We start from the raw sequence: 25,432 nt of genomic DNA, 5'->3' as shown, positions 1-25,432 counted from the left end.
CAACGCCAGCTAGGGTTAAGTTAACTGGGTAAGAGTAAATACGCTAATCACTTAACAGTGATAATGAAAATAAATAAAAACAATATCTTTTTAGACGAAAAAATAACGACTAACTAACCCGTTTTTACTGGGGCACTCACGTGCTCCCTTTTCATTTTTTAGCGGTAAATTTAAAAAATAGCAACACCTTTTCAAGTATTTAGAGAATATTCTTGATCTGCTTGAGATTGCGGTAAAAATCAGGCAAAAAAATCCGGCTAACGCCGGATTTTAAATTTTACGATAACAAGCTCGATAAGATAGTATTGAGCGTTTCACTTGGGCGCATCGCTTGCCCTGCTAGCTCAACATTTGGCGCATAGTAACCGCCAATTTCCATCGCAACACCTTGAGCGTTGTTTAGCTCATCGACAATCTTGTCTTCTTGATTAGCTAATGCTTGTGCAACTGGTGCAAATTGCGCTTGTAATTCACTGTCTTGATCTTGTCCAGCTAACGCTTGCGCCCAGTACATCGCCAAGTAGAAATGACTACCGCGGTTATCAAGTTCATTGACCTTGCGAGACGGTGATTTGTTGCTCTCTAAGAACTGACCCGTTGCGGCATCTAGCGTATCAGCAAGTACTTTTGCTTTAGCATTGCTTGAATGGTTGCTTAAGTGCTCAAGTGAAGCAGCAAGTGCCAAAAACTCACCTAATGAGTCCCAACGCAAGTGGTTTTCTTTCTCAAACTGCTGCACGTGCTTAGGAGCAGAACCACCAGCACCGGTTTCAAATAAACCGCCGCCGTTCATCAGTGGCACAATTGATAACATTTTAGCACTCGTACCAAGCTCTAAAATTGGGAATAAATCAGTTAAGTAATCACGTAAAACGTTACCCGTTACTGAAATAGTATCTTGACCCTTAGCAATGCGAGCTAACGAAAACTCAGTAGCTTTTACTGGTGACATAATGTGAATAGATAGGCCATCAGTATTGTGGTTTGGTAGGTATTGATTAACTTTCTTAATTAACTCAGCATCGTGAGCGCGGTTTTCGTCTAACCAAAATACCGCTGGTGTATCGGTAGCGCGAGCACGGTTCACAGCTAGCTTAACCCAATCTTGAATTGGTGCGTCTTTAACTTGACACATACGCCAGATATCACCTTCAGCAACTACGTGCTCAAGTAGCACTGTGCCGTCAGCATCTACCACGCGAACGGTACCGGCAGCAGGCAAAGCAAATGTTTTATCGTGTGAGCCGTATTCTTCAGCTTTTTGAGCCATCAAACCAACGTTAGGTACAGTACCCATAGTTGTTGGATCGAAAGCACCGTGCTCTTTACAGAAATCGATAACAGCTGCGTATACACCAGCGTAGTTGCGATCAGGAATCATGTACTTAGTGTCTTTTTGCTTGCCATCAGGACCCCACATTTGACCTGAGGCGCGGATAGCTGCTGGCATTGACGCATCAATAATCACGTCACTTGGTACGTGTAAGTTAGTAATGCCTTTGTCAGAGTCAACCATAGCTAACGGCGGTTGTTTTTCGTAAACCGCCGCTAGATCCGCTTCGATCTCAGCACGTTTTTCCGCCGGTAAACGAGCGATTTTAGTGTAAACATCACCAATACCGTTGTTAGCATCAACGCCAAGTTGTTCAAAAATATCTGCGTATTTAGCAAACACTTCTTTGTAGTACACTTTTACTGCATGACCAAAAATGATTGGGTCTGAAACCTTCATCATGGTCGCTTTCATGTGCAGTGACAACAATACGTCTTCTTCTTTTGCTTTGGCTGTTTCACGCTCAAAGAACTCGACTAATTTTGCTTTGTTCATCACAGAAGCGTCAATCACTTCACCAGCAAGCAAGGCGATGTGCTCTTTTAACAAGCTAACGTCGCCATTTTCAGCAACAAATTCAATGTTAACGCTAGTTTCTTGGCCTACAGTGGCTGATTTTTCACTGCCAAAGAAATCGCCTTCATCCATGCTGACAACATGAGATTTAGAGTCGCTTGACCACACGCCCATTGAATGAGGGTTGTTACGCGCGTATTGCTTAACCGAACCAGGTGCGCGGCGATCTGAGTTACCTTCGCGTAATACTGGGTTTACCGCACTGCCTTTAATTTTGTCATATGTATATTTGATTGACTTTTCAGCGTCGTTTTGCGGCTCTTCTGGATAATTTGGTAGCTGGTAACCTTGCTCTTGCAACTCTTTAATTGCTGCTTTCATTTGTGGGATTGATGCACTGATGTTTGGCAATTTAATAATGTTGGCATCAGGCGTTTTCGCCAATTCGCCTAGTTCTGCAAGCGCATCATCAATGCGTTGCTCTGCAGTTAAATATTTTGGAAAATTGGCTAATATGCGACCTGCCAAAGAAATATCACGGGTTTCTACTTCAACGCCAGAAGAAGCGGTATAAGCTTTGATGATAGGTAATAGCGAATGAGTCGCTAAAGCGGGAGCTTCGTCTGTAATGGTATAGATGATCTTTGATTTATCGGTTGTCATATTATTTCCTAACGTGTGTAATATTAAGCAGCCTGGCCGAATTTAATGCCTGTTGTATGCTAGCTTGATAACTCCATCAAAGGGATAAGATGGATAACGCCAAGCTATACGCTTAATAAAGAAAATTAATTTGCGCCGCGCATAGTATCGAAATTCAAAGCAGTTTAAAATAGTTGGTGCGATATATGGCCAAAAAATAACAGTCTAATGTCGCCAAACCTTATCAAAGCGACAGGATAAACAGTTAAATTGAAACCTTCTAATCCCAATAGAGGCCGCAACAAGCCTAAATATTCACGACAAAGAAAACCGCAAATCAGCCCTAGTGAGAGAATTACCGTCGTTTTTAACAAGCCGTTTGATGTTCTTTGCCAATTTACCGATGATGAGCACAGGTCAACGCTTGCCGATTATATCGATATAAAAAACATTTATGCCGCCGGTCGCCTAGACAAAGACAGCGAAGGTTTGCTGCTCTTAACCAATGACGGTAAATTGCAAAACCGTATCACTAGCCCTAAATACAAAGCACCCAAAACCTACTGGGTTCAGGTGGAAGGTACTCCGTCGGAGGCTGACTTAGACAAATTGCGCATTGGCGTGACCTTAAAAGATGGGCCAACCTTGCCAGCAAAGGTTAAAATCATCGCTGAACCTGATATATGGCCACGAACACCTCCAATTAGAGAGCGAGCTAATATTCCAACGACTTGGCTTGAAATAGTCATCACAGAAGGCCGCAATCGGCAAGTTAGGCGAATGACTGCACATATCGGTTTTCCCACCTTGCGTTTAATTCGCTATGCAATTGGCGACTGGCACCTAGATAACTTACCTGTAGGAGAATATCGTCGATGCTAACTGCGACCCCATCAGATCACGGCAGCGACCAGTTTAAACCCAATACCACGCTGGCTTGGGTGGTGGTCTTTCGAGACAAATTTTTGTTGGTTGAGGAAATAGACCAAGGCAATACGGTTTTTAATCAGCCCGCCGGCCATTTAGAAGCAGACGAAAACCTGATTGATGGTGCCAAACGAGAGCTTATCGAAGAAACCGGGCTCAATTTTAATCCAGATTACGCCTCGGGCATTTATTACTTTCACCGACCAGAGCTATCGCTGTATTTTTTGCGTTTTTGCTTCGTTCTCGACCTCAGCGAACAATTTGACCAAGCGCCAATCTGTATGCCTAACGATGAAGAGATTATTAGCTGTCAATGGCTCACCTTATCTGAAATTCAATCGCGTAAGAATCAGCTGCGCAGTCCAATGGTATTGCAATGTATCGAAGATTACCTGAGCAACTTAAAAAGCGGCGAAAAAATTCCACTCAGTCAACTGAAAAGTAACCTGTAATTGCAACCACATAACACCTGTATTTTGCGCTCGAATGAGTATATAATTCAGCGCCATTAATACAGCGAGCAAGGTATTACTTGCTGTTTAGATCAACGTACACGAGTAATCGAAGAAATAAATGACCGTTAATATCCCAGTTTCTGCAAACCTGACAACTGAAACCCAAAATCAACTGAATAAAACGCCTGAGCAAACCCGAGTTATTGTCGGTATGTCTGGCGGTGTAGACTCTTCTGTTTCAGCGTATTTGTTACAACAGCAAGGTTATCAGGTTGAAGGCCTGTTTATGAAAAACTGGGAAGAAGACGACACCGACGAATACTGCGCTGCTGCTGAAGATCTAAAAGATGCACAAGCAGTTTGCGACAAACTTGGTATTAAGTTGCACACCATTAACTTTGCCACTGAATATTGGGACAACGTCTTTGAATACTTTTTGCAAGAGTACAAGGCTGGCCGCACGCCAAATCCTGACATCATGTGTAACAAAGAGATCAAATTCAAAGCGTTTTTAGAATTTGCTTGTGAAGATCTCGGTGCTGATTACATTGCCACAGGCCACTATGTCCGTCGTCAGTTAATTAATGATCAGTGGGCAATGATTCGCGGTTTAGATGACAACAAAGATCAAAGCTATTTTTTATATACGCTATCAGACCAGCAAGTGGGACAAACCTTGTTCCCAGTCGGTAACATCGAAAAGCCTGAAGTAAGAGCCATTGCTGAACACGCTGGCTTAATTACTCACAACAAAAAAGACAGCACTGGTATTTGTTTTATCGGTGAGCGCAAGTTTAAAGACTTTTTGGCGAAATACCTGCCTGCTCAGCCGGGTAATATTGAAAACCCTGAAGGCGAAGTAATTGGCCAACACGACGGCTTAATGTATCACACCTTGGGTCAACGCAAAGGCTTGCGCATTGGTGGCTTATCTAATGCTGGCGATGCGCCATGGTATGTGGTTGAAAAAGATCTCAAACGCAACGTGTTAATTGTTGGGCAAGGCCATGATCACCCTCGCCTATTCTCAAAAGGCTTGATTGCCAATCAGTTGCATTTAGTTAATCGTCAACCCGTTACTAGTGATGTCAAATGCACCGCTAAAACCCGTTATCGTCAACAGGATGTTAGCTGTACATTATCTGCTATTGGCGACGACCAATATCAAGTTCTGTTTGACCAAGCCCAAAGCTCAGTGACACCGGGACAGTCAGTCGTTTTTTACCAAGGCGATGTCTGCTTAGGCGGCGCCATTATAGACCAACTCATTCGCTAATCAGTTGTTTAAGTAAGAAAACAGCGCAAGAAAGACAAGGTCAAAAACGTAATAAAAATCTATGAACGAACAAATATTAGCGTTGGCGGCAATTTGCCAAGCCGCCTACACAGTTCAACAAATTGCTCGCAAAGGCGAACTTGACGACAGTGCATTAACAGTAATGTTAAGTAGCATTACTAATACATCACCTGAGCGCGCTATCGACGTTTACGGCGGTGATATTAGCGCATTAAAACCCGGCTTACAGACCATTGTCGATCAGTTGGGCAACGACGCAAAAATTAAAGATCCAGAAATCACTCGCTATATCGTCAGCCTAATCGCACTCGAACGTCAATTGGCTAAACGCAGTAAGCAATTAAACTTACTTGGTGAACGCATTGAGCAGGCCAAACGCCAGCTCGGCCATTACGAGTTACTCAGCGACACCTTACTCAACAGTTTCGCCAGTATCTATTCTGACATCATCAGCCCAATTGGCTCGCGCATTCAAGTCGCTGGTGAACCGGAAGTATTAAAACAGCCTACTAATCAGCACAAAATCAGAGCAGTATTGCTCGCCGGTATTCGCGCCGCTGTGCTTTGGCGTCAAGTAGGTGGAAAACGTAGAACTATTTTGTTTAGTCGCGGTAAAATTGTCGACGCAGCTAAACAACAACTAAATCGCATATAACTTAACTACACAGCATTGGGAACCCGTTATGGAACTTTCAGCGTTAACTGCAATTTCACCTGTAGACGGCCGCTACGGCAGTAAAACAGTTGAACTACGTTCGATTTTTAGTGAATTTGGCTTAATTAAATACCGCGTAACTGTTGAAGTACGCTGGTTACAAAAGCTTGCACAAGCGCCTGAGATAGCAGAAGTTCCAGCTTTTTCAGCTCAAGCAAACGCACTACTAGACGAGATAGTGGCTAATTTTAGCGAAGCAGACGCAGCGCGCGTTAAAGAGATCGAGCGCACCACTAATCACGACGTTAAAGCCGTTGAGTACTTTTTAAAAGAAAAAGTCGCAGATAACGTTGAACTAAACGCCGTTAACGAATTCATTCACTTCGCCTGTACTTCTGAAGACATCAATAACACCTCACATGGTTTAATGCTAACTGAAGCGCGTGACCAAGTCATTTTGCCATACCTAGACAAAATTCTCGCTGAATTAAAGCGAATGGCGGGTGATTACCAGCACGTTGCTATGATGGCGCGTACCCATGGTCAACCGGCATCACCAACGACAATGGGCAAAGAAATGGCAAACGTATATATGCGTTTAAAGCGTCAACGTGATCAAATTGCCAACGTCGAAATTTTAGCGAAAATTAATGGTGCCGTCGGTAACTACAACGCCCACTTATCTGCCTACCCTGAGTTTAACTGGCATCAGTTTAGCGAAGAGTTTGTTACGCAAAGTTTGGGCCTAGTTTGGAATCCTTACACCACTCAGATTGAGCCACATGATTACATTGCAGAACTATTTGATGCGATTGCACGCGCAAACACGATCATTTTAGATTTCGACCGTGACGTCTGGGGTTATATTGCGCTTGGCCACTTCAAGCAAAAAACGGTTGCCGGTGAAATTGGTTCATCAACCATGCCACACAAAGTTAACCCAATTGATTTTGAAAACTCAGAAGGTAACTTGGGCCTAGCGAATACTATTTTTGGTCACTTAGCGCAAAAATTACCTGTTTCTCGCTGGCAACGTGACTTAACGGATTCAACTGTACTGCGCAACTTAGGTGTTGGTGCCGGTTATGCCATTATCGCTTACCAAGCAACATTAAAAGGTATTAGTAAGTTAGAAGTTAATGAGCAAAGCTTTTTAAATGAACTTGATCAAAACTGGGAATTACTTGCTGAGCCAATTCAAACGGTCATGCGCCGTTACGGTATTGAAAAGCCATACGAGAAATTAAAAGAGTTAACTCGTGGTAAGCGCGTTAACCGTGAAATTATGGCGGACTTCATCGACGGCTTAGCGCTTCCCGATGCTGAAAAAGCCCGTTTAAAGCAGATGACACCGGCCAATTACCTCGGTCAAGCGGTTGATTTGGTCGCTGAATTAGACAAACACTAATCACCCTATTCAACCAACACGTTTTCAATGGGCACGTTATGTGCCCTTTTGTTTTTAAAACTAACCACAGGCACAAGCATGATTATCAACTGGGGCGAATTGACACCACAACGCTTTCTTAGCGAATACTGGCAAAAAAAACCACTACTTATAAAAAAAGGTATGGTTGACGAATTTGAACACCAGTTTATTGATCCGCTTGATGCTAACGAGCTTGCTGGCTTGGCGATGGAAGAAGAAATTCAATCTCGCATTATTAGCCACAAAAACGAATCAGACTGGTCAGTAGAGCACGGTCCGTTTGAACACTTTGACCAATACGGCGAACAAGACTGGACCTTGCTGGTGCAAGCCACTAATAATTGGTCGGCCGAAACTAATGAGCTACTCAAACCATTCAATTTTATTCCGAGCTGGCGACTAGACGATGTTATGGTGAGTTTTTCGACGCCTGGTGGTGGTGTAGGTGCACACCTTGATCAATATGACGTGTTTATCATTCAAGGTGAAGGAAAGCGCCACTGGCAAGTTGCTTTACCCGACGATAGTTTAGTCAACTTGCTGCCACATCCAGATCTTAAGCAAGTCAGTGAAATAACACCTGTTATCGATGTCATTACCGAGTCGGGCGATATTTTGTATATCCCGCCAAATCACGCGCACAAGGGCACAGCAATCGAAAACTCGCTCAATTATTCAGTGGGCTTTCAGGCGCCTAGTGCTCAAGAACTTTGGTCTGCGTTTGCCGATAAACTGCTCGACCAAGACTTGGCAACAGCAAGGTTTGCTGACCCCAATCGTCAGCCAACTAAAAACCCGAATGTAATGTCTGATGCTGACAAACAAGCCCTCAAGCAATTTATGCTCAAGGAACTTGATAACGAAGCTGTATTTAACGATTTTGTCAGCAGTTATTTAACCAAAAACCATCATCAGCTCGACATTGTTGAACCAGAAGATGAAATCACACCTCAGCAGCTCTCCAAGCTGGTTGAACAACAGTTAGTCAGTATTGAACCTGTGCTTGGTTTAAAGTCTCACTTAAATCAAGACAAAACCAAGGTTTACATTAATGGCGATAGTTTTGAACTGTGCCCAAAGACGCAATTTTTAGCAATTCACTTAGCCAACAATGAACCGCTCCATCCGGAAATTTTACCAAGTTTGACAGCGTGCTTGAAAAACAACCAGTTGTTAACTAGGGTTATCAATATGGGTTATTGGTATATCTTGGATTAATCATGTCTTACAGCGTATCGCGCGTTGCTTGGCAACAAGCAGCGCCATTGCTTAAAGATTTACGAGAAAAAGTATTTGTCTGCGAGTGGCGAATTCCAAAAGCTGTTGAGTTCGATCGCCATGATAAACAAGCCATTCACTTATTAGTCTGCGATGACAAAACCAAAGAGCCAGTGGCAACGGGTCGCTTGCGCCACGTCGGTGAAATCAGTCGCATCGCAGTCTTGCCCAACTACCGAAAAAAACGCGTCGATCACATCGTACTAAAACGCTTAGTGAAAATCGCTCAAGAGTTGGGCCTTGATGAAGTATTTTTACACTGTCCGTTGAGTTCAGTTCAGCACTATCAAGAGCACAATTTCAAGCCTGCGGGGCAGGTTTTTATGGAAGCAGGTATTGCTCGCCAAAAAATGGCAGGCAATGTCAACAAAATAAGTATGGCAAAATACTACCTCACCCATTAGTGAATCCAGCGACAAGAAGAACGCCATCTTAGCGCTCATGCGGTAATAATCCAAGCTATTGTATATACACTTATTGCTAATACAACACTGTATTCAATAGTGAACAAGTCCGACTAAATTAATATTTATTAGCACTAGCTTGCGTGATATCGAAGTGCTAAGGTCTGCGTCAACTAAATCATCTCAATTCAACCTATTGGTTGATTTTCATTGGAGAATTTATTGTGGCAGTTTTTGACCAATTAGATTTTGATAACCACGAACAAGTCGTTTTTTGTAGTGACAAAGAGACTGGCCTAAAAGCCATTATTGCCGTTCATAGTACAAAGCTCGGACCTGCTGTTGGTGGTTGTCGAATGTGGGATTACGCCACTGAAGGTGAAGCGATTACCGATGTTTTGCGACTTTCTAAAGGTATGACCTACAAAAACGCGATGGCAGGCTTAGCCATGGGTGGTGGTAAATCAGTCATTATCGGCGACGCCAAAACCATCAAGTCTGAAGCACTTTTTAAGGCCTTTGGCGACGCACTTAACCGTTTAAACGGCCATTACATCAGCGCTGAAGACGTTAACATTACCACTGATGATATCGCCATCGCTAACACTGTCACTCCTTTTGTCACAGGTACTGAAGGTAAAAGTGGTAACCCTGCACCGTTTACAGCGTTAGGTACATTTGTTGGTATTAAAGCAGCGGTAAAACACAAGTTTCAGCGCGATGACTTAACTGGGCTTACTGTCGCCATTCAAGGCTTGGGTAGTGTCGGTTATTATTTGTGCGAGCATCTTCACAAAGCAGGCGCTAATTTAGTGGTCACTGATTTAAATCAAACCGCACTTGATAAAGTTGCCGCGCAGTTTGATGCCAAAATTGTCGGACTAAATGAAATTTATGACCAAGACGTTGATATCTATTGCCCTTGTGCCTTAGGCGCAACGGTTAACGACAGCACAATTGATCGCATTAAAGCAAAAATTATCGCCGGTTGTGCAAACAATCAATTGGCACAAGAAAAACACGATTTAATGCTCAAAGAGCGCGGTATTTTGTACGCACCCGACTATGTGATTAACGCCGGTGGCATCATCAACATTTCGTTTGAAGATGATTACAATGCCGACAAAGCAACCGCCAAAGTTGAAGAAATTTATCAGACATTACTTGATGTATTTACTCAAGCGCAGTTAAGAAATTTACCGACGGGAGCCGTTGCTGACGAAATCGCACGAGAAATTATCGCTAATGGCGGCAAAAACAAATAAAACTATAACACCTTGTTTTTAATGAACTATCTTAGTTACGCGTTACAAAATGGTTTTATTAGTCATTAATGAAAATGTCTATTTGGTGTCATTTGTTGATTAGTTTAGTATGGCAAACACTTTTAACGAAACTATTAACGAAACTACTAATTTAAGCTGTAATGACAAAAAATAGAGGGCTTTTGCCCTCTATTTTTTATGGTCAAAGACATCAAGCTGAACTCAATGAGTCGCGCTTAATCAACCTTATTACTTGTATTGCTCAGCTAGATATAACCAAGTTGGCAAAACTGTATCAGGGTTTAACGAAACGCTGTCGATGCCCTCGCTGACTAACCAAGCAGCAAAATCGGCGTGATCTGAAGGCCCTTGACCACAGATACCAACATACTTGCCACGCGCTTTACAGGCTTGAATCGCCATCGATAGCAATTTTTTAATAGCAGGGTTGCGCTCGTCAAACAGGTGAGCAATCAAACCTGAATCTCGGTCAAGGCCAAGCGTTAGTTGCGTTAAGTCATTTGAACCGATAGAAAAACCGTCAAAGTAATCTAAGAACTGGTCGGCGAGTAAAGCATTTGACGGTAGTTCACACATCATAATGACTTTTAAGCCGTTTTCACCGCGTTTTAAACCATTTTCAGCAAGGATATCAATCACAGCTTCAGCTTCTTCCAAGGTACGAACAAACGGAATCATGACTTCAACATTGGTTAAATCCATCTCGTTGCGCACGCGCTTAATCGCTTCACATTCAAGTGCGAAACAATCTCTAAAGTCTTCAGAGATATAACGAGAGGCTCCGCGATAACCAATCATAGGGTTTTCTTCGTCTGGTTCAAACTCTTCACCACCAACAAGGTTGGCGTACTCGTTTGATTTAAAGTCAGACATACGAACAATTACACGCTCTGGTGCATAAGCGGCAGCAAGCGTTGATATCCCTTCAGTTAATTTAGCGATGTAAAATTCTACAGGGCTGTCATAACCAGCGATAATATCATCAATTTCTTCGCGCAAATCCGCCGATTGCTCAGCGTAGTTCAATAGCGCTTTCGGGTGAATACCGATCATTTTGTTAATGATGAATTCTAAACGGGCTAAACCAATACCGGCATGTGGCAAGCGAGCAAAAGCAAACGCGCGGTCAGGGTTGCCAACATTCATCATTATTTTAAGTGGTAACTCTGGCATTTTGTCGACTTCAGACGTATTTACCGTGTACTCAAGTTCACCTTGATAAATAAAGCCAGTATCACCTTCTGCGCAGGAAACGGTAACACTATCGCCATTAGCAATTTTATCTGTGGCATTGCCACAACCTACTACCGCAGGGATGCCCATCTCACGTGCAATAATTGCCGCGTGACAAGTTCTACCACCGCGATTGGTCACAATGGCAGATGCGCGCTTCATGATCGGTTCCCAATCGGGATCTGTCATGTCAGTCACTAGTACATCACCCTGCTCGATTTTATCCATTTCTTCTAATGAACTGAGCACTTTCGCTTTACCGCTACCGATTTTGTGACCAATTGAGCGGCCTTCACAAATCACCGGCGCCGTCGCTTGTAATTGGAACTGTTCCATTACATTAGCGTTTTCACGGCTGCGAACAGTTTCAGGGCGGGCTTGAACAATGTATAACTTGCCGTCCAAACCGTCTTTAGCCCATTCGATATCCATTGGACGACCGTAGTGACGTTCAATAATTACCGCTTGTTTGGCGAGTTCCTGCACTTCTTGGTCAGTGAGTGAAAACTGATTAGACTGAGCTGGCTCGATATCAACAATTTCAACTTGCTTGCCGTGCTCTTGGGTATCGCTATAAACCATTTTAATCGCTTTACTGCCAATATTACGGCGAACAACCGCTGGTTTATCTTTTGCTAAGGTTGGTTTGTGGACGTAAAATTCATCAGGGTTAACCGCGCCCTGCACCACCATTTCACCTAAACCATAGCTCGAGGTCACAAAAACGACATCTTCAAAGCCTGATTCAGTATCAATTGAGAACATTACGCCACTTGATGCGATATCACTGCGCACCATACGCTGAATGCCGGCAGATAAAGCGACACCGCGGTGGTCGTAGCCTTGGTGAACGCGATACGAAATAGCTCGGTCGTTAAATAGTGAGGCAAATACGTGTTTAATGGCCACCATTACGGCGTCTAAACCGCGCACGTTGAGGAAAGTTTCTTGTTGACCGGCAAATGATGCGTCTGGCATGTCTTCTGCAGTTGCCGACGAGCGTACAGCAAATGAAGCATCTTCGGTAAATTCACCAGCCAATTGCTGATAGGCTTGTTCAATATCCGCCTGCATTTGTGGTAAAAATGGCGTGTCGATAATCCATTGTCTAATGGTCGCACCACATTGCGCTAGCGCGTTGACGTCGCTGACGTCTAATTGGTCTAACAACTGATAAATCTTGTCGTTTAGACCACTTTGTTCAAGAAACTCATTAAACGCGTAAGCCGTGGTCGCAAAGCCGCCAGGGACTTGCACACCAACGTTCGCTAAATTAGAAATCATTTCACCGAGAGAAGCGTTTTTGCCCCCTACTCGTTCAACGTCGTTCATTCCAAGTTCTTGATACCAAAGCACGTTTTCTTGCACTGGTGTTCTCCTCAAATTACAAAATTCAAAAAATCACTTCTCTCATTTATCGCAACATCTTACACTGGTCATTGTTAAACTGAAATAATCTTTGCAACTTTTCATTATTAAACCGCAGCTCGGGGTAAGAGATGTGGTAGTTTTTAGGTTTAACACTTATTGTGTCGTTTGAACTTTTTAGTTAGATATTTTCTTCGATAACAAGGCAAATTTGCGCGTCAATAGCTTGTCTATTGCAAGTAAATTTAACGACGTTAGCGTTGAAAAGAGCAACTAGAAAGCCATTTATTATCCCGAGATGGGGTTTGTAATTCAGGTCTAATATATGCGTACTGCCTTTTATGTTTCCGATGGTACCGCCATCACCTCAGAAGTCTTTGGCCATGCTTTACTGTCGTTATTTCCCGCAGAGTTTAAACACCAGACAATTGCCTTTGTTGAAAGCGTTGAAAAGGCAGAAGAAGCAAAGCGAAAGATTAACAAAGAGTATCAACGCTCAGGCGAGAAACCGTTAGTTTTCCAAACCTTTGTCAATCCAGAAATCGGTAAAATCATCGAAAACAGTGACGGTGTTATCTACAACTTTCTCGAGCGTTTTGTCATCCCAATGGAGCAACAGTTAGGCATTCAAGCCACGCCGAAAGCCCATCGCACCCACAGTATTCACGAAAATAGCTACAACTATCGAATTGATGCGGTTAACTACGCATTGGCCAATGACGACGGTGGCAATATCAGTAACTATGAACACGCTGACGTTATTTTGGTTGGTGTTTCTCGGTCAGGAAAAACGCCAACATCTTTGTATCTCGCCTTACAATACGGTATTAAAGCGGCTAATTATCCATTTACCGAGGAAGATATGGATGAACTAAAGATTCCCGCCTGCTTAAAAGATCACAAAAAGAAATTGTTTGGTTTAACGATTGATGCCCAACGGTTAATGGACATTCGCGATGGCCGCATGGCGAACAGCCGTTACTCGTCAGCTCGTCAATGTCGGATGGAAGTGCGCGAAGTAGAGAAACTCTACAAAAAGGAAAAAATACCTTACCTGAATACGACTAAGCTGTCAGTGGAGGAAATTACCGCAAAAATATTATCAATTACCGGCTTGCAGCGATATAAATATTAATATTTTGCGGTCTGCACTTGAAAACTCGTTCAAAATGCCCATTTCTATAGGCTTACAATGATAAAAAGTAGTGCCAAATTGAGTCATTTGGTTAGAAAGAAATTATGTCGATAAAAACAGATGAAATACGCACGAGTCTGATAGAGCACCTTGTCTCACCAGATCAACTCGCCCAACAAATTCCGTTAGATCAGCAAACCGCTAACTTTATTCTCGATGCACGTTCGCAAATAGAAGCGATTATCGAAGGTAAAGACCCTCGTACCCTTGTCATTATTGGCCCGTGTTCGATTCACGATGTCGATGCAGCAATTGATTACGCCAAAAAACTAAAAGTACTGCACGAAAAATATAAAGACACACTTTATATCGTCATGCGCGTTTACTTTGAAAAACCAAGAACCACCGTCGGTTGGAAAGGCTTGATTAGCGATCCTGATTTAGATAAATCATTCCACGTTGCCAAAGGCTTAAAGCTTGCACGTACCCTATTAATGGATATTAATAAGCTTGGTTTACCCGCTGGTACTGAATTCTTGGATATGGTGACAGGTCAATACATTTCTGATCTTATTTCTTGGGGCGCGATTGGTGCTCGTACCACAGAAAGTCAGGTTCATCGTGAACTTGCTTCCGCATTATCTTGCCCAGTAGGTTTTAAAAACGGTACCGATGGCAATGTCCAAATAGCCGCTGACGCAATCAAAGCCGCTAGCGTACCTCACGTGTTATATTCACCAGACAAAAAAGGCCAAATGTGTATTTACCAAACTCATGGTAACCCACATGCCCACATTATTTTGCGCGGTGGTAAAGCGCCAAACTACCACCCTCAAAATATCAGTGATGCCTGTGGGATTTTAGCTAAAGGTCAACTGCGTGAAAAAGTGATGATCGATTGCAGCCACGGTAACAGTTGTAAAGATCATACTAAACAAATTGATGTCGCTAAATCATTGGCTGACCAGATTAAAAACGGTGATGACAGTATTTTTGGCGTTATGATTGAAAGTTTCTTGGTCGAAGGTAATCAAAAAGTAGAACCAGGCAAAGACCTAACTTACGGCCAAAGCATTACTGATGCTTGTATCAATCTCGACACTAGTGAAGAAATTCTCGACATTCTTGCACAAGCGAAAAACCGCTAGTTCAAGCTAAACCCCACAGAAAAGCAAAAAGCCAGATAATAGCCTTATCTGGCGTTTTTTTTTGATTTTTAAGTAATTTAACTCTTTAGCTGTTTTAATAAGCCGTCGCTGGCGTCTTCCACCAAGTCTAATACGTATTGAAAGCCGCGGGCACCGCCGTAGTATGGGTCTGGAACCTCAGTATCACTGAAATTCTCAGCAAAATTAAGAAATAACTGTGGTTTTTCAACAAGAGCTGCTGGCGCGACTTGTTGCAGATCTTTTAGATTTTGCTCGTCCATCGCTAAAATCAAATCAAAATCGTAAAAATCTTGTTTGGTCACTTTGCGAGCTTTTATACCATCAAAAGAATAACCACGAGCAATCCCAGCTTTTTGTGAACGAGGATCCGGCTTTTGCTTAGCATGGGCGCCTAAAGTACCGGCAGAATCAATTGATAGCTTTATGCCCTGAGTAGCGGCTTTGTGTCTAAACACCGCTTCCGCGGTCGGAGAGCGACAAATATTGCCCATACAAACAAACAGAATACTTTCGACGTGGTTTAATGACATAGACGACATTAGTGTGCGGACCTCAATGTTCTCAGTGCGCATCCTACAACTAATAAGATCAAAAACTTAAAGATGAGCATGGTAGATAAATTAACGAGTTCAAATGCTACGGTGTTCAGTCATTGAAAGCAAGTGCTTAGCATGCTATTTGTTTACAAAATGATAACAAAAAGCCACTTCGACTATTTTAATCAAAGTGGCTTTTAGAATTGCCAATTGCAGATGACTAATTTCGCTTTAGCCTGCCTTGGCTTCTCGGTTAATATTATTAAAGAATATCACCCAAATTAATTAGCTGAGTTTCACCGCTATTGTCGTCAACACCATCGTTGTCATTAACCAATAAAACATCGCCGTTTGCCATCACTGCTAGACCTTCAACTTTTTCAAAGCTCAAATGCTCTCGAGTAACGTCTGGTAAAATATCGCGTACCAGAGTTTTAGTCACTGTCGCACCATTGGCTAGGCCTGTGGTATCAATGCGGTACAAACGCTTAATCGCGGCATCAGGCCCACCTTGGTTGTCTCGCTCCAAGACTAAAAACTGACCATTGCCAAGCGAGGTTAAGTCTGACAAACCAACCCAACCGCCGTTTTGTGAGGCTGGTGCATCAAGTGGATAGAACAAAAAGCTCCACGTGCTGTTGGCAACATCATAGATACCAATACGTGCGTTGGTATCACCAGGCCACACGCGCTGGAATGCAACGTAAGCAGCACCAGCATATTCAGCAATACCTTCAAAGCCAAAACGCAATTGAACATTGTTTAACGCATCAGGTAGGCTAATAACATTTTCAATCACGCCGTTTTCGTCGGTTTTAAAAATAAAGTTTAAGCTGTTGACTGGACGGTTACTGTCACCAACCGTTCCTGAACCTTCAGAGGCGACCCAAAAGCCACCGTCGCTAGCTTTGGCAATACCTTCGGGGTCAATATTGACGGTTTTATCAGCATTGATCATTGCCGCTAAATCAGCTTGGTCAAAAACATTAACGCGAGTTGCATCATCGTCATCGACTGAAGCATCGGCTAATGACACTGTACTGATATTGGCGAAAACATCATTAGTATCAGAAATACGAATTTCATCGACCAAGCGCGCTGGCGTTTGCTTAGTATCAATGGCAAAAATGCGGTTGCTTTTGAAAAAGCTATCTTCAATCGAATAAACCAAGCCATTGTCGACGGTATCTGCCGATAAACCTGAAAGCGCCGCAAAAGGTATTGGTGTGCCATTTTCACGGTTTACAGACGCTATGGTTGGATAATTGGACTCAACGCTGTTGTAGCGATAGATGTTAACGGCAGAACGCAACTTATCACCGCGATCGTCTTCTTCACTGGCAACCACTAATAAATTGCGCTCTGGAATCGCTAACGCACCTTCAGGTCCAGCTGCCGCAGGCAATACTTGTTTAAATGCGGGTTTAGTTAAGTCTGCAACATCATAAACAAACACTAGGCTTGAACGCTCAGAGTTAATAAACAAGAAGCGATTGTCGCCAAAAACGCCAAACTCAGCATTTTCAGGCTCATTACCTTTGTTTTCTGAGCGATCATCTGGATAGTGACCAATACCTGCGGTTAATTGATCCATAGTATTGCCCGAGTCATATACGACATTGCCACGGGTATCAAAGACCGAAAAACCGCGGCTGCCGCCGTTCCAGTCACCTTCATTGGCAGTAGCAAAGTAGTCGTTGTTAAGCCATGTAACGCCATCGGGTTCACGAACGACACCGCTGAGGCTCTCAACTTGATTGATAAAGGCATCTTCTTCGGTGGCATCAATGTTAGTTAAGTCAACACTGCCCGCTGAAAAGTGATTAGTGACCTGACCCGTTGATAGATCAACCAAAACAATATGGTTGTTTTCTTGTAACGTGATAACTGCAATATTATTGTCGTTGATATCAACGTACTCTGGTTCAGGATCAGTTGCTTCTATAGTCGCCAAACCAGTTAATGCGACGTTAGAAGTGGTCCAATCGGCAACTGCCCCCGTCATATTAACAACCACTAAACCGCCTGCGGGCAACTGAGGTAATCCGCCATCACCGAGATCTTCATCACGCTCGTTTTCAATCACGATAGCGGCATAGTTACCATCTTTACTTACAGCCACAGAATCAGGCTGTCCGCCAATATCAATACTGCGCACAATTGCTTGGCTATCGACATCAATAATTTCAAGCGAACCGGCCACGTTAATAAAATCTTGAGAGTGGTTCACAGCCACTAGCGCATAATCACCTCGGACTGCCACTGAAGTTGGCTCACCAGGTAAGGATAAAGTACCCGCTGGCATAGGATTCTCAGCGTCATTAATATTGATAAAACCAACCATATTTTGTGGGCTATCAGTATAAATGAGTTTATTGTTATCTGAGCTGACACTGACAATTTCAGCCGCGGTTTCCGTGTCATTATCACAATTAGCATCAATTTGAGAACAAACCGGGAATGTTGCAACGCGCACAAAGTTTTGGCTGTTATCAACCACAGTCGGTGTACAGGTAAAACTCGTTGAGGTCACTTCGCTGCTCTCGAGCATACCATTAGCATTTGCATCAAGGCCGGAATCAAATCGAACACCGCCGTTAAAGCAAGCGTCATTTTTTGGCGCAAGTATTGTTTGATTAATTAAGCTGTTAACACCTGCACTACCAGTAGTACCGATAGGTCCTTGAGCACCCGCAGGGCCTCGATTACCATCATCACCGTCACAAGCGCTGATACCGGCAACTACTGCCACAGCTAACAACGTATGTTTAAAATTATTGTGTTTCATTGATTTGTTTCCATGTTTAAGTTTTATCTGAAGCTAAAATCCAAACTAGGAGAAAAACGTGACGAAGTAATGACGAGACAGTGACAGGCAAATGACGTTACGATTAAGCAAAAATGACTAAAGTATTAAAGGCATGAGCTCATGTAATACGAGTAAACAGATGAAAATTTCACTTATCGCGATTGCATTTTAGGGCAAATTGTTTCAACATCTTGAGCCGGTCGGCACGTTGGAATGAATCAACTAATGCGCTGATCGTTGAATTTTCATGATCACGAGCTAATATGCTGCCAAATAAAAATAACAACAAATTATCTGCGCTCTACGCAAGCGTGCTTTTTTTAATCGTCGTTGCGATTGGTTATCAGACGTTCGATTTATTATCGACACATACGCAAGACACCCCAGCGCTATCATCGTCTGATCTCAAAATTACATACAACGTTCAATATCGGACGGACAGCAAAGATGCCGACTCAATATCCGCGCAAAAATTATTAGATAATAAGTGGCAAGGTCAAACGTTTAACGATATTCCAGCAAGCGCTGACCGCCCAGTTTATTGGCTAAAATTAACCGTTAAAAGTAGTCAATTAACAAGGCAAGTGCTAGTTGCAGATAACCCGTTATTAAAACAATTCGAGCTATACCGAGTCGTTGGGTTATCGGAAAATCAACAACAAGACCAAATAAGCTTAAATTATCAAGGCAATGCGCTTTCGTTACCGACACCACTACCACATTTTGCCATTGCTCTAACTGCAAACCAAAACCACACATTTTTGGTCAAAATACAGTCCGCCGGGCCGCCAAAAATACCGATTCAATTGATTGCGGAATCGAACTTTAACCGTCAGCAAAATGCTAATGTATTGCTAGCAACCGTTTTCGTTACCATCGTTGTGGTGATGGCATTATACAATCTGGTACTGTTTAGAGCGGTAAAGGATCCCATCTATTTAATCTATGTCAGCTATCTATTAACCGCATTTGCATTACTGGCCTCAGTCAACGGCTTTGGTTACTATTTTTTCAGCACTGAAGTTCAAGCACAACTGATTGAATTTGCCATTCAATTCCATTACTTATTTGCCATTTTAATGCTGGTATTTGCCTATTACTTTCTCGCGTATCACCAACAACAAGGCAAACTGCAAAAACTTACTTGGCTGATGGTAATTGTGCTGGGTGTCATGCTATTGGTTAGCTTTACATTGCCCCCACAACTGAAACTACAAGCCTTTTTCGCCTTACAACCGTTTTGTTATTTACTCGCCATTGCCATGGTATTGAGGAAACTGAGAAATAGTTTTAGCTGGACCAAGTACTATGCCGTAAGCTGGTTGCCGCTGCTCGCCGGAGGAGTCATACAACCCTTGGCTGCTTTTGATTTAATTGAATACAACTTTATTACCAGAAATGCTTTTTTATTTGGTGTCATTGCAGAAATAATTTTAATGTCATTTGCCCTCGCCGAGCGAATGCGACGCTATGAACAAGCTCAGTTGCACGACATGTTATTCCATCGAGATACTCAACTGCCTCGCAGAATAACCGTAGAGAGTACAATTGAGTCGCGCCAGCATGAAAATGATAAACTCGCGGTATTAGTGGTAAAGCCAGAACAAATTGAGCGCGTTAGTCTTTATCTCTCGCACGATGATAAACGCCAACTATTGAAACGCTTTTGTCAGGTCATCAACGATAAGTTCTATCACGATGACAATATTTTAGCACTGACTAGTGATCGTCAAAAAGTGGCAACTCTCGATAATAGCTGCTTAGCACTTTTGGTTAATTATCATCAATTATCTGGCGAGTTAGAGCGCTATATCTCAGAACTACAAGAGCTGATTAAAGAACAATATTACCTCGATAATTTAGCGCTGCCATTGTCAGCATTCGTTGGTGTTGCTTTATATCCCGAGCACAGTAGCCAAGCCAAAGAGTTAGTTAACCAAGCAAATCTCGCCTTGGAGCAAGCGGCTACCAAAGCCAGTAAATGGCAATATTATCAAAGCACCGCGGTGAAAAAGAACAATCAGGTGATGGCGCTTATCGCTGGTATGCATGAAGCATTAAATCGAGGTGATTTTGAGCTATACCATCAGCCTCAAATCGATTTAAAAACCCTACGAGTGTGTGGTAGTGAATGCTTGATCAGATGGCGTCACCCTGAGCAAGGGGAAATATCACCGGCGGTGTTTATGCCCATCGCCGAAGACACAGGTTTGATCAAAGACATTACCCGCTGGGTAATAAAAACCGCAATAAAGCAACACAAAACCATTATTGAAAAAGGTCATCACAAGCATTTTATTGCTGTTAATATCAGTGGCAAAGACGTTTGTGACCCCGACTTCTTCAACTTTATTACCGACTTAGTCATTGCCAACCAAGTTGCGCCCGAAACCATCGCGCTTGAGATTACAGAGTCAGTGGCGATTTTGGACAATTGTGACGCCAGAGCACAGTTGGCTAGCTTGATAGAATTTGGCTTTATCTTGGGTATTGACGATTTTGGTACTGGCTATTCATCGATTGCCTATATGAGTGAAATCCCCTGTCACGAGCTAAAAATTGATCGACAGTTTGTTGAAAAAATAGCAAGTAGTGACAAGCATTATGAAATTACCAAAGCCAGTATTCAAATGGCAAAAGGACTAGGACTAGAAGTTGTTGCCGAAGGCGTTAACAGCGAACGCACTCAAGAAATGTTGCGAGACTTGGGTTGTGACATTGGTCAAGGTCATTATTACGCGACCGCCATGCCATTATCAACCTACTTAATTTGGTTAGATGAGCAAATCAACGGGCAGTTGCCAAAAGAAGTCATTATTGCCGATAGTGGAAATACTCGCGAAAACTAGTCAGTGGCTGTAATTCATATTGAATTACAGCCAAAACTAAAAAGCCAATGCTAACGTGAAGCTGTTAGCTTGTAGCGGTTGTTGCTCTCGTTTTCACTCTTGTTATTGCTAAAGTAAAACCGTGTAGACATGGCTTTCAACCACTTCGCCGTTAGCCAACAGAGCTTTTGTTTGCACACGCTGATAGCCCTCGCCTTCAAAGGCGTCAAGCTCAGGCCAAAAATTGTCTAGATCAGTAGAACTAAATAGTTGGCCACCAATAGTTTCACCATTTTGATTAAGCACTAGGCCAGGGTAGCCCATAGCAGCCCCCCAACCTTCAGCTTTTAAATGGCCTTTAACGGTTGCACTCTGCCAAGTACCATTGAGGTCAGCCAGTATGTGTTGATTAGGCTGACCCGGCGCCAATGTGCCATAAACGAATAGATGCATAAATAAACTTAACTATTGGCTGTACGGCGTTGAGCTACCGCTTGGTTTAACTCAGCAAGCAGTGTTTCTGTGTCTTGCCAGCCGATACAAGCGTCAGTGATACTCTGTCCGTACTTAGGTGCAACACCATCAACTAAATCTTGTCGACCTTGCTCAAGATGACTTTCAACCATAACACCAAAAATCGACTGGTTGCCCTCTGCAATTTGTTGACAAACATCTTTACAAACCAGCATTTGGTTTTCAAATTTCTTCTGGCTATTGGCATGACTAAAATCAATCATGACCTTGTCATTTAAACCTATATTATTTAGCTGATCGGTCACCGCTTTAACACTGTCCGCATCAAAATTCGTACTTTTGTTACCGCCGCGCAGAATAATATGGCAATCTTTGTTACCGGTAGTTTCAACAATCGCTGAATGGCCGTACTTAGTGACTGATAAAAAGTGATGTGGTGCACTGGCGGCACCAATAGCATCAATCGCAATTTTGATTGTACCGTCAGTACCGTTTTTAAAGCCAACCGGACAAGACAAACCTGAGGCTAATTCGCGGTGAACTTGGCTCTCTGTAGTACGGGCGCCAATTGCGCCCCAACACATAAAATCGCCCATGTATTGAGGGGTGATCATATCGAGAAACTCACCCGCAGTTGGCAAACCTAAATCGTTTAAATCTAATAGTAACTTACGACCAATGCGCAAACCGTCGTTCAACTTAAAGCTGTTGTCTAAATAAGGGTCATTAATTAAGCCTTTCCAACCAACCGTTGTTCTTGGCTTTTCAAAGTAAACTCGCATCACCACTTCGAGGTTATCGCGATATTTCTCGCGTAATTCGACTAGGCGCTGCCCATACTCAATTGCCGCTTTTGGATCGTGAATCGAGCAAGGGCCAATTACGACGAGGAGTCTGTCGTCTTGGTCATTCATGATGTTATGGATCGCTTCACGACCTTGATAGACCGACGCAGACGCCTTCTCTGTTGCCGGAAACCTTTCTAATAAGGCAATGGGTGGCAATAATTCCTTGATTTTACTAATTCGAACATCGTCGGTTTGATGTAACATACTCTTCTCTTGACTCTCTATTGATTGTTTTCTATTTGATAGTTTTCTTATATAAATTATTTACGTCTAGACACCTAAACAGCTAACTAGGACTAATTTAACAAGCTTGATACGGTATTAGCAATACAAAATCACTAAAAACAGATATAATTGTCGATTAATTTTAATTAGCGATTTCATCTTGGAGTATTATGCCTAGTTCCCAATTACCTTTAGTTGATTTGCATCGTCATTTAGATGGCAACATTAGACCCAATACTATTTGGCAGCTGGCCAATCAACACGGAATTGAGTTACCGGCAAAAACTTTCGAGGCGTTAATCCCATACGTACAAATCCAAAACAGTGAACCGGATTTAGTCAGTTTTTTAAAGAAGCTCGACTGGGGTGTTGCGGTATTAAAAACACTTGATGACTGTAAGCGCATTGCTTATGAAAACGTTGAAGATGCACATAATGCCGGTTTAGATTACGCCGAGCTGCGCTTTTCTCCGTTTTACATGGCAATGAAGCACAAGCTCAACGTTACCGACGTTGTTGCTGCCGTGATTGACGGGGTTGCTCAAGGCTGTCGCGAATTTGATACTAAAATCAATTTGATTGGCATTTTGAGTCGCAGTTTTGGTGTCGACAACTGTCAACTCGAGTTGGACGCTCTACTCCACCACAAAGACAAACTCGTCGCAATGGACTTAGCTGGTGACGAAAAAGGTTTTGCCGGCGAACTGTTTTTATCACACTTCAATCAAGTAAAGGCCGCTGATTTACAAGTCACTGTTCACGCAGGCGAAGCATGCGGACCAGAAAGCGTGTGGCAAGCGATACGCGATCTCGGCGCTACCCGAATTGGTCATGGTGTCGCCTGCGCACAAGACCCAAAATTACTTGACTATATGGTCAAAAACAATATCATTATCGAGTCTTGCTTAACGTCGAATTTTCAAACTGGTACCGTTACTGATCTCTCAAAACACCCATTAAAGCTGTTTTTACAGCATGGCGTTGTTGCCTGTTTGAATACCGATGATCCCGCCGTTGAAGGCATCGAGATTAAGCATGAATACCAAGTTGCCCGAGAGCAACTCGGCTTGAATCAAGCCCAGCTCGATCAACTACAATTAAATGGCGTAACTGCTAGCTTTTTATCTGATAGTGAAAAGCAACAACTTAAGCAAAAAGCATTGACGTGAATTAATACGACTGTGCCTCGATAATCTTTGGAGAAAAAATGACTGAAATATTACTTGCCCTAGTTACTGGTGCACTTGTTGGTATTATTTTTTCGTTGTTAAAATTACCATTGCCAGCGCCGCCTGTCATTTCAGGTATTGCTGGTATTGTTGGTATTTATTTAGGTGGCCAAGCCTACAGCTGGATCATTGAAAGATTTTTTAGCTAGGCTGTCACAAAAAACAAAATCAATCATTTAATAAATCTTCTCAGTAAAAAACCCTTGATAGCAGTGTTAAAAATTGTCTAGCTGGCTTGAAACTTACTGATAAACAATAAATAGGGTAAAAATTAATGGCTACTCCTCATATTGAAGCTAAACCTGGTGATTTCGCCGAAACGGTATTAATGCCGGGCGATCCACTTCGTGCAAAATTTATTGCCGAGAACTTTTTAGATGATGCCAAATGTGTCACTCGTGTTCGCAACATGTACGGCTACACGGGCACATATAAAGGTAAACGCGTGTCTGTCATGGGTTCAGGCATGGGGATCCCATCTATTTCAATCTACGCAACCGAGCTATACAAAGAGTATGGCGTGCAAAATATTATCCGCATTGGTTCTTGTGGTGCTGTGCGCGATGACATCAAAGTTCGCGACGTTATCATCGGTATGGCAGCAAGCACTGATTCAAATGTCAATCGCCAACGTTTTAACAACTTTGACTTTGCCGCTTGTGCTGACTTTGGTTTATTGCAAAAAGTCGTCAATACTGCTGAGAAAATTAACAAGCCGGTACGCGTTGGTAACGTCTTTACCGCGGACTTGTTTTATGGTCCAAACCCTGAAATGTTTGCGGTAATGGAAAAACACGGTATTTTAGCCGTAGAAATGGAAGCAGCTGGTTTATACGGCGTTGCTGCAGAGCTTGGCAAAAATGCACTCGCGGTATTTACGGTAAGTGACCATATCAAAACAGGTGAAGTAACGACTGCTGATGAGCGTGAAAATACCTTTAAAGACATGATGGAATTAACGCTAGAGAGCGTTTTATAACATTTACTAAAAGTATTGGTTAGGAAATTGCGAACGAGATAAGACTATCTAAGTCGCAAAATAAAAAAGGCTGCATGTGCAGCCTTTTTTATTTTTATTGACCCGTCCTAAATAAGGTTGACACTTTTCAATCAATGAATTGGAGAGTGCCATGAAATCAACCACTAAACGAACTCAAAAGGATTACTCACTCGCTTTTAAATTGTCGGTTGTCGAGCAAGTTGAAAAAGGCGAGATGACTTACAAACAAGCTCAAGATAAATACGGTATTCAAGGTTGCTCTACGGTATTAGTTTGGCTTCGCAAGCATGGTCGACTAGATTGGAGTAAGGGAACACCTAACTATGTCATCAGGACAAGCCACATGTCCAAACCTA

General features: G+C 42.7%; 20 protein-coding genes and 1 pseudogene. 15 read left to right on the top strand and 6 right to left on the bottom strand.

The annotated features are described in order from the left end of the window. Window positions 1-277: 277 nt before the first annotated feature. Window positions 278-2,512, bottom strand: coding sequence for an NADP-dependent isocitrate dehydrogenase (locus tag J7384_RS09110; RefSeq protein WP_209113261.1), 2,235 nt, complete (start codon window positions 2,510-2,512; stop codon window positions 278-280). Between the two features lie 315 nt (window positions 2,513-2,827). Between J7384_RS09110 and J7384_RS09105 the strand changes: the two genes are divergently transcribed. The 8 genes from J7384_RS09105 to J7384_RS09070 all read left to right on the top strand — a co-directional run bounded on the left by J7384_RS09105 (window position 2,828) and on the right by J7384_RS09070 (window position 10,201). Then, window positions 2,828-3,373 carry a pseudouridine synthase gene (locus J7384_RS09105; RefSeq protein ID WP_209113589.1) on the top strand — a complete coding sequence of 182 codons (546 nt, stop codon included), beginning with the start codon at window positions 2,828-2,830 and terminating at the stop codon, window positions 3,371-3,373. Beyond that, window positions 3,367-3,870: an NUDIX hydrolase gene (locus tag J7384_RS09100; RefSeq protein WP_209113259.1), complete on the top strand. Its 504-nt coding sequence runs from the start codon at window positions 3,367-3,369 to the stop codon at window positions 3,868-3,870. The genes J7384_RS09105 and J7384_RS09100 overlap by 7 nt, the downstream gene beginning before the upstream one ends. 121 nt (window positions 3,871-3,991) lie before the next feature. Further along, complete coding sequence (gene mnmA, locus J7384_RS09095) at window positions 3,992-5,149, top strand: tRNA 2-thiouridine(34) synthase MnmA (RefSeq protein ID WP_280636345.1); 1,158 nt, start codon at window positions 3,992-3,994, stop codon at window positions 5,147-5,149. A 61-nt stretch (window positions 5,150-5,210) separates the two neighbouring features. Next, the gene (gene hflD / locus J7384_RS09090; protein ID WP_209113257.1) at window positions 5,211-5,825 is read left to right on the top strand and encodes a high frequency lysogenization protein HflD; all 615 of its coding nucleotides are present in this window, start codon (window positions 5,211-5,213) and stop codon (window positions 5,823-5,825) included. Between the two features lie 28 nt (window positions 5,826-5,853). After that, a complete protein-coding gene (gene purB, locus J7384_RS09085) occupies window positions 5,854-7,233 on the top strand; it encodes an adenylosuccinate lyase (RefSeq protein WP_209113255.1) in 1,380 nt (459 codons plus the stop codon). A gap of 78 nt (window positions 7,234-7,311) precedes the next feature. Further along, window positions 7,312-8,472: a cupin domain-containing protein gene (locus J7384_RS09080; protein WP_209113253.1), complete on the top strand. Its 1,161-nt coding sequence runs from the start codon at window positions 7,312-7,314 to the stop codon at window positions 8,470-8,472. A 2-nt stretch (window positions 8,473-8,474) separates the two neighbouring features. Further along, window positions 8,475-8,936, top strand: a complete 462-nt coding sequence (locus J7384_RS09075) for a GNAT family N-acetyltransferase (RefSeq protein ID WP_209113251.1) — start codon at window positions 8,475-8,477, stop codon at window positions 8,934-8,936. Window positions 8,937-9,160: 224 nt separating this feature from the next. Next, complete coding sequence (locus tag J7384_RS09070; protein WP_209113249.1) at window positions 9,161-10,201, top strand: Glu/Leu/Phe/Val dehydrogenase; 1,041 nt, start codon at window positions 9,161-9,163, stop codon at window positions 10,199-10,201. A 249-nt stretch (window positions 10,202-10,450) separates the two neighbouring features. On the opposite strand, the gene ppsA is transcribed toward J7384_RS09070, so the two are convergent. Next, window positions 10,451-12,823 carry a phosphoenolpyruvate synthase gene (gene ppsA, locus J7384_RS09065; protein ID WP_209113247.1) on the bottom strand — a complete coding sequence of 791 codons (2,373 nt, stop codon included), beginning with the start codon at window positions 12,821-12,823 and terminating at the stop codon, window positions 10,451-10,453. A 325-nt stretch (window positions 12,824-13,148) separates the two neighbouring features. Here ppsA and J7384_RS09060 point away from each other — a divergent pair, with 325 nt between their 5' ends. Both J7384_RS09060 and J7384_RS09055 read left to right on the top strand, forming a co-directional pair. Continuing rightward, window positions 13,149-13,958 carry a pyruvate, water dikinase regulatory protein gene (locus J7384_RS09060; RefSeq protein WP_209113245.1) on the top strand — a complete coding sequence of 270 codons (810 nt, stop codon included), beginning with the start codon at window positions 13,149-13,151 and terminating at the stop codon, window positions 13,956-13,958. Between the two features lie 104 nt (window positions 13,959-14,062). Beyond that, a complete protein-coding gene (locus J7384_RS09055; protein ID WP_209113242.1) occupies window positions 14,063-15,106 on the top strand; it encodes a 3-deoxy-7-phosphoheptulonate synthase in 1,044 nt (347 codons plus the stop codon). 77 nt (window positions 15,107-15,183) lie between these two features. Here the strand turns inward: J7384_RS09055 and J7384_RS09050 are convergent, their stop codons facing one another. Next, complete coding sequence (locus J7384_RS09050; protein ID WP_247741716.1) at window positions 15,184-15,666, bottom strand: low molecular weight protein-tyrosine-phosphatase; 483 nt, start codon at window positions 15,664-15,666, stop codon at window positions 15,184-15,186. 259 nt (window positions 15,667-15,925) lie between these two features. After that, on the bottom strand, window positions 15,926-18,451 hold the full coding sequence (locus tag J7384_RS09045) for an esterase-like activity of phytase family protein (RefSeq protein ID WP_209113240.1): 2,526 nt from the start codon (window positions 18,449-18,451) through the stop codon (window positions 15,926-15,928). A 284-nt stretch (window positions 18,452-18,735) separates the two neighbouring features. Here J7384_RS09045 and J7384_RS09040 point away from each other — a divergent pair, with 284 nt between their 5' ends. Next, window positions 18,736-21,321, top strand: coding sequence for an EAL domain-containing protein (locus tag J7384_RS09040; RefSeq protein ID WP_209113238.1), 2,586 nt, complete (start codon window positions 18,736-18,738; stop codon window positions 21,319-21,321). 108 nt (window positions 21,322-21,429) lie between these two features. On the opposite strand, the gene J7384_RS09035 is transcribed toward J7384_RS09040, so the two are convergent. Together J7384_RS09035 and aroG are read right to left on the bottom strand one after the other, a co-directional pair. Then, a complete protein-coding gene (locus tag J7384_RS09035) occupies window positions 21,430-21,753 on the bottom strand; it encodes a gamma-glutamylcyclotransferase family protein (protein WP_209113237.1) in 324 nt (107 codons plus the stop codon). An 8-nt stretch (window positions 21,754-21,761) separates the two neighbouring features. After that, a complete protein-coding gene (gene aroG, locus J7384_RS09030; protein WP_209113235.1) occupies window positions 21,762-22,826 on the bottom strand; it encodes a 3-deoxy-7-phosphoheptulonate synthase AroG in 1,065 nt (354 codons plus the stop codon). Window positions 22,827-23,017: 191 nt separating this feature from the next. On the opposite strand from aroG, the gene add reads away from it, so the two are divergent. From add to J7384_RS09010, 4 genes and pseudogenes are all read left to right on the top strand, one after another. Then, window positions 23,018-24,016 carry an adenosine deaminase gene (add, locus tag J7384_RS09025; RefSeq protein WP_209113233.1) on the top strand — a complete coding sequence of 333 codons (999 nt, stop codon included), beginning with the start codon at window positions 23,018-23,020 and terminating at the stop codon, window positions 24,014-24,016. 38 nt (window positions 24,017-24,054) lie between these two features. Next, complete coding sequence (locus tag J7384_RS09020) at window positions 24,055-24,225, top strand: DUF1427 family protein (RefSeq protein WP_209113231.1); 171 nt, start codon at window positions 24,055-24,057, stop codon at window positions 24,223-24,225. A gap of 125 nt (window positions 24,226-24,350) precedes the next feature. Continuing rightward, window positions 24,351-25,055: a purine-nucleoside phosphorylase gene (gene deoD, locus J7384_RS09015; protein WP_209113229.1), complete on the top strand. Its 705-nt coding sequence runs from the start codon at window positions 24,351-24,353 to the stop codon at window positions 25,053-25,055. Window positions 25,056-25,206: 151 nt separating this feature from the next. Continuing rightward, window positions 25,207-25,432: pseudogene (locus J7384_RS09010) on the top strand (IS3 family transposase); the annotation flags it as partial.

The organism is Endozoicomonas sp. G2_1 (assembly GCF_017744155.1).
Taxonomy (GTDB): Bacteria; Pseudomonadota; Gammaproteobacteria; order Enterobacterales; family Alteromonadaceae; genus JAGHQT01.
Note: the sequence above shows the minus strand (reverse complement) of the source record. Positions and strands in the feature narration are given on the sequence as shown.

Bases quoted from the DNA above. Each gene is read 5' to 3' on its own strand.
- J7384_RS09110 (WP_209113261.1), bottom strand. From the start codon at position 2,512: ATGACAACCGATAAATCAAAGATCATCTATACCATTACAGACGAAGCT.
- J7384_RS09100 (WP_209113259.1), top strand. From the start codon at position 3,367: ATGCTAACTGCGACCCCATCAGATCACGGCAGCGACCAGTTTAAACCC.
- mnmA (WP_280636345.1), top strand. From the start codon at position 3,992: ATGACCGTTAATATCCCAGTTTCTGCAAACCTGACAACTGAAACCCAA.
- hflD (WP_209113257.1), top strand. From the start codon at position 5,211: ATGAACGAACAAATATTAGCGTTGGCGGCAATTTGCCAAGCCGCCTAC.
- purB (WP_209113255.1), top strand. From the start codon at position 5,854: ATGGAACTTTCAGCGTTAACTGCAATTTCACCTGTAGACGGCCGCTAC.
- J7384_RS09080 (WP_209113253.1), top strand. From the start codon at position 7,312: ATGATTATCAACTGGGGCGAATTGACACCACAACGCTTTCTTAGCGAA.
- J7384_RS09075 (WP_209113251.1), top strand. From the start codon at position 8,475: ATGTCTTACAGCGTATCGCGCGTTGCTTGGCAACAAGCAGCGCCATTG.
- J7384_RS09060 (WP_209113245.1), top strand. From the start codon at position 13,149: ATGCGTACTGCCTTTTATGTTTCCGATGGTACCGCCATCACCTCAGAA.
- J7384_RS09055 (WP_209113242.1), top strand. From the start codon at position 14,063: ATGTCGATAAAAACAGATGAAATACGCACGAGTCTGATAGAGCACCTT.
- J7384_RS09050 (WP_247741716.1), bottom strand. From the start codon at position 15,666: ATGTCGTCTATGTCATTAAACCACGTCGAAAGTATTCTGTTTGTTTGT.
- J7384_RS09045 (WP_209113240.1), bottom strand. From the start codon at position 18,451: ATGAAACACAATAATTTTAAACATACGTTGTTAGCTGTGGCAGTAGTT.
- J7384_RS09040 (WP_209113238.1), top strand. From the start codon at position 18,736: ATGCTGCCAAATAAAAATAACAACAAATTATCTGCGCTCTACGCAAGC.
- J7384_RS09035 (WP_209113237.1), bottom strand. From the start codon at position 21,753: ATGCATCTATTCGTTTATGGCACATTGGCGCCGGGTCAGCCTAATCAA.
- aroG (WP_209113235.1), bottom strand. From the start codon at position 22,826: ATGTTACATCAAACCGACGATGTTCGAATTAGTAAAATCAAGGAATTA.
- add (WP_209113233.1), top strand. From the start codon at position 23,018: ATGCCTAGTTCCCAATTACCTTTAGTTGATTTGCATCGTCATTTAGAT.
- J7384_RS09020 (WP_209113231.1), top strand. From the start codon at position 24,055: ATGACTGAAATATTACTTGCCCTAGTTACTGGTGCACTTGTTGGTATT.
- deoD (WP_209113229.1), top strand. From the start codon at position 24,351: ATGGCTACTCCTCATATTGAAGCTAAACCTGGTGATTTCGCCGAAACG.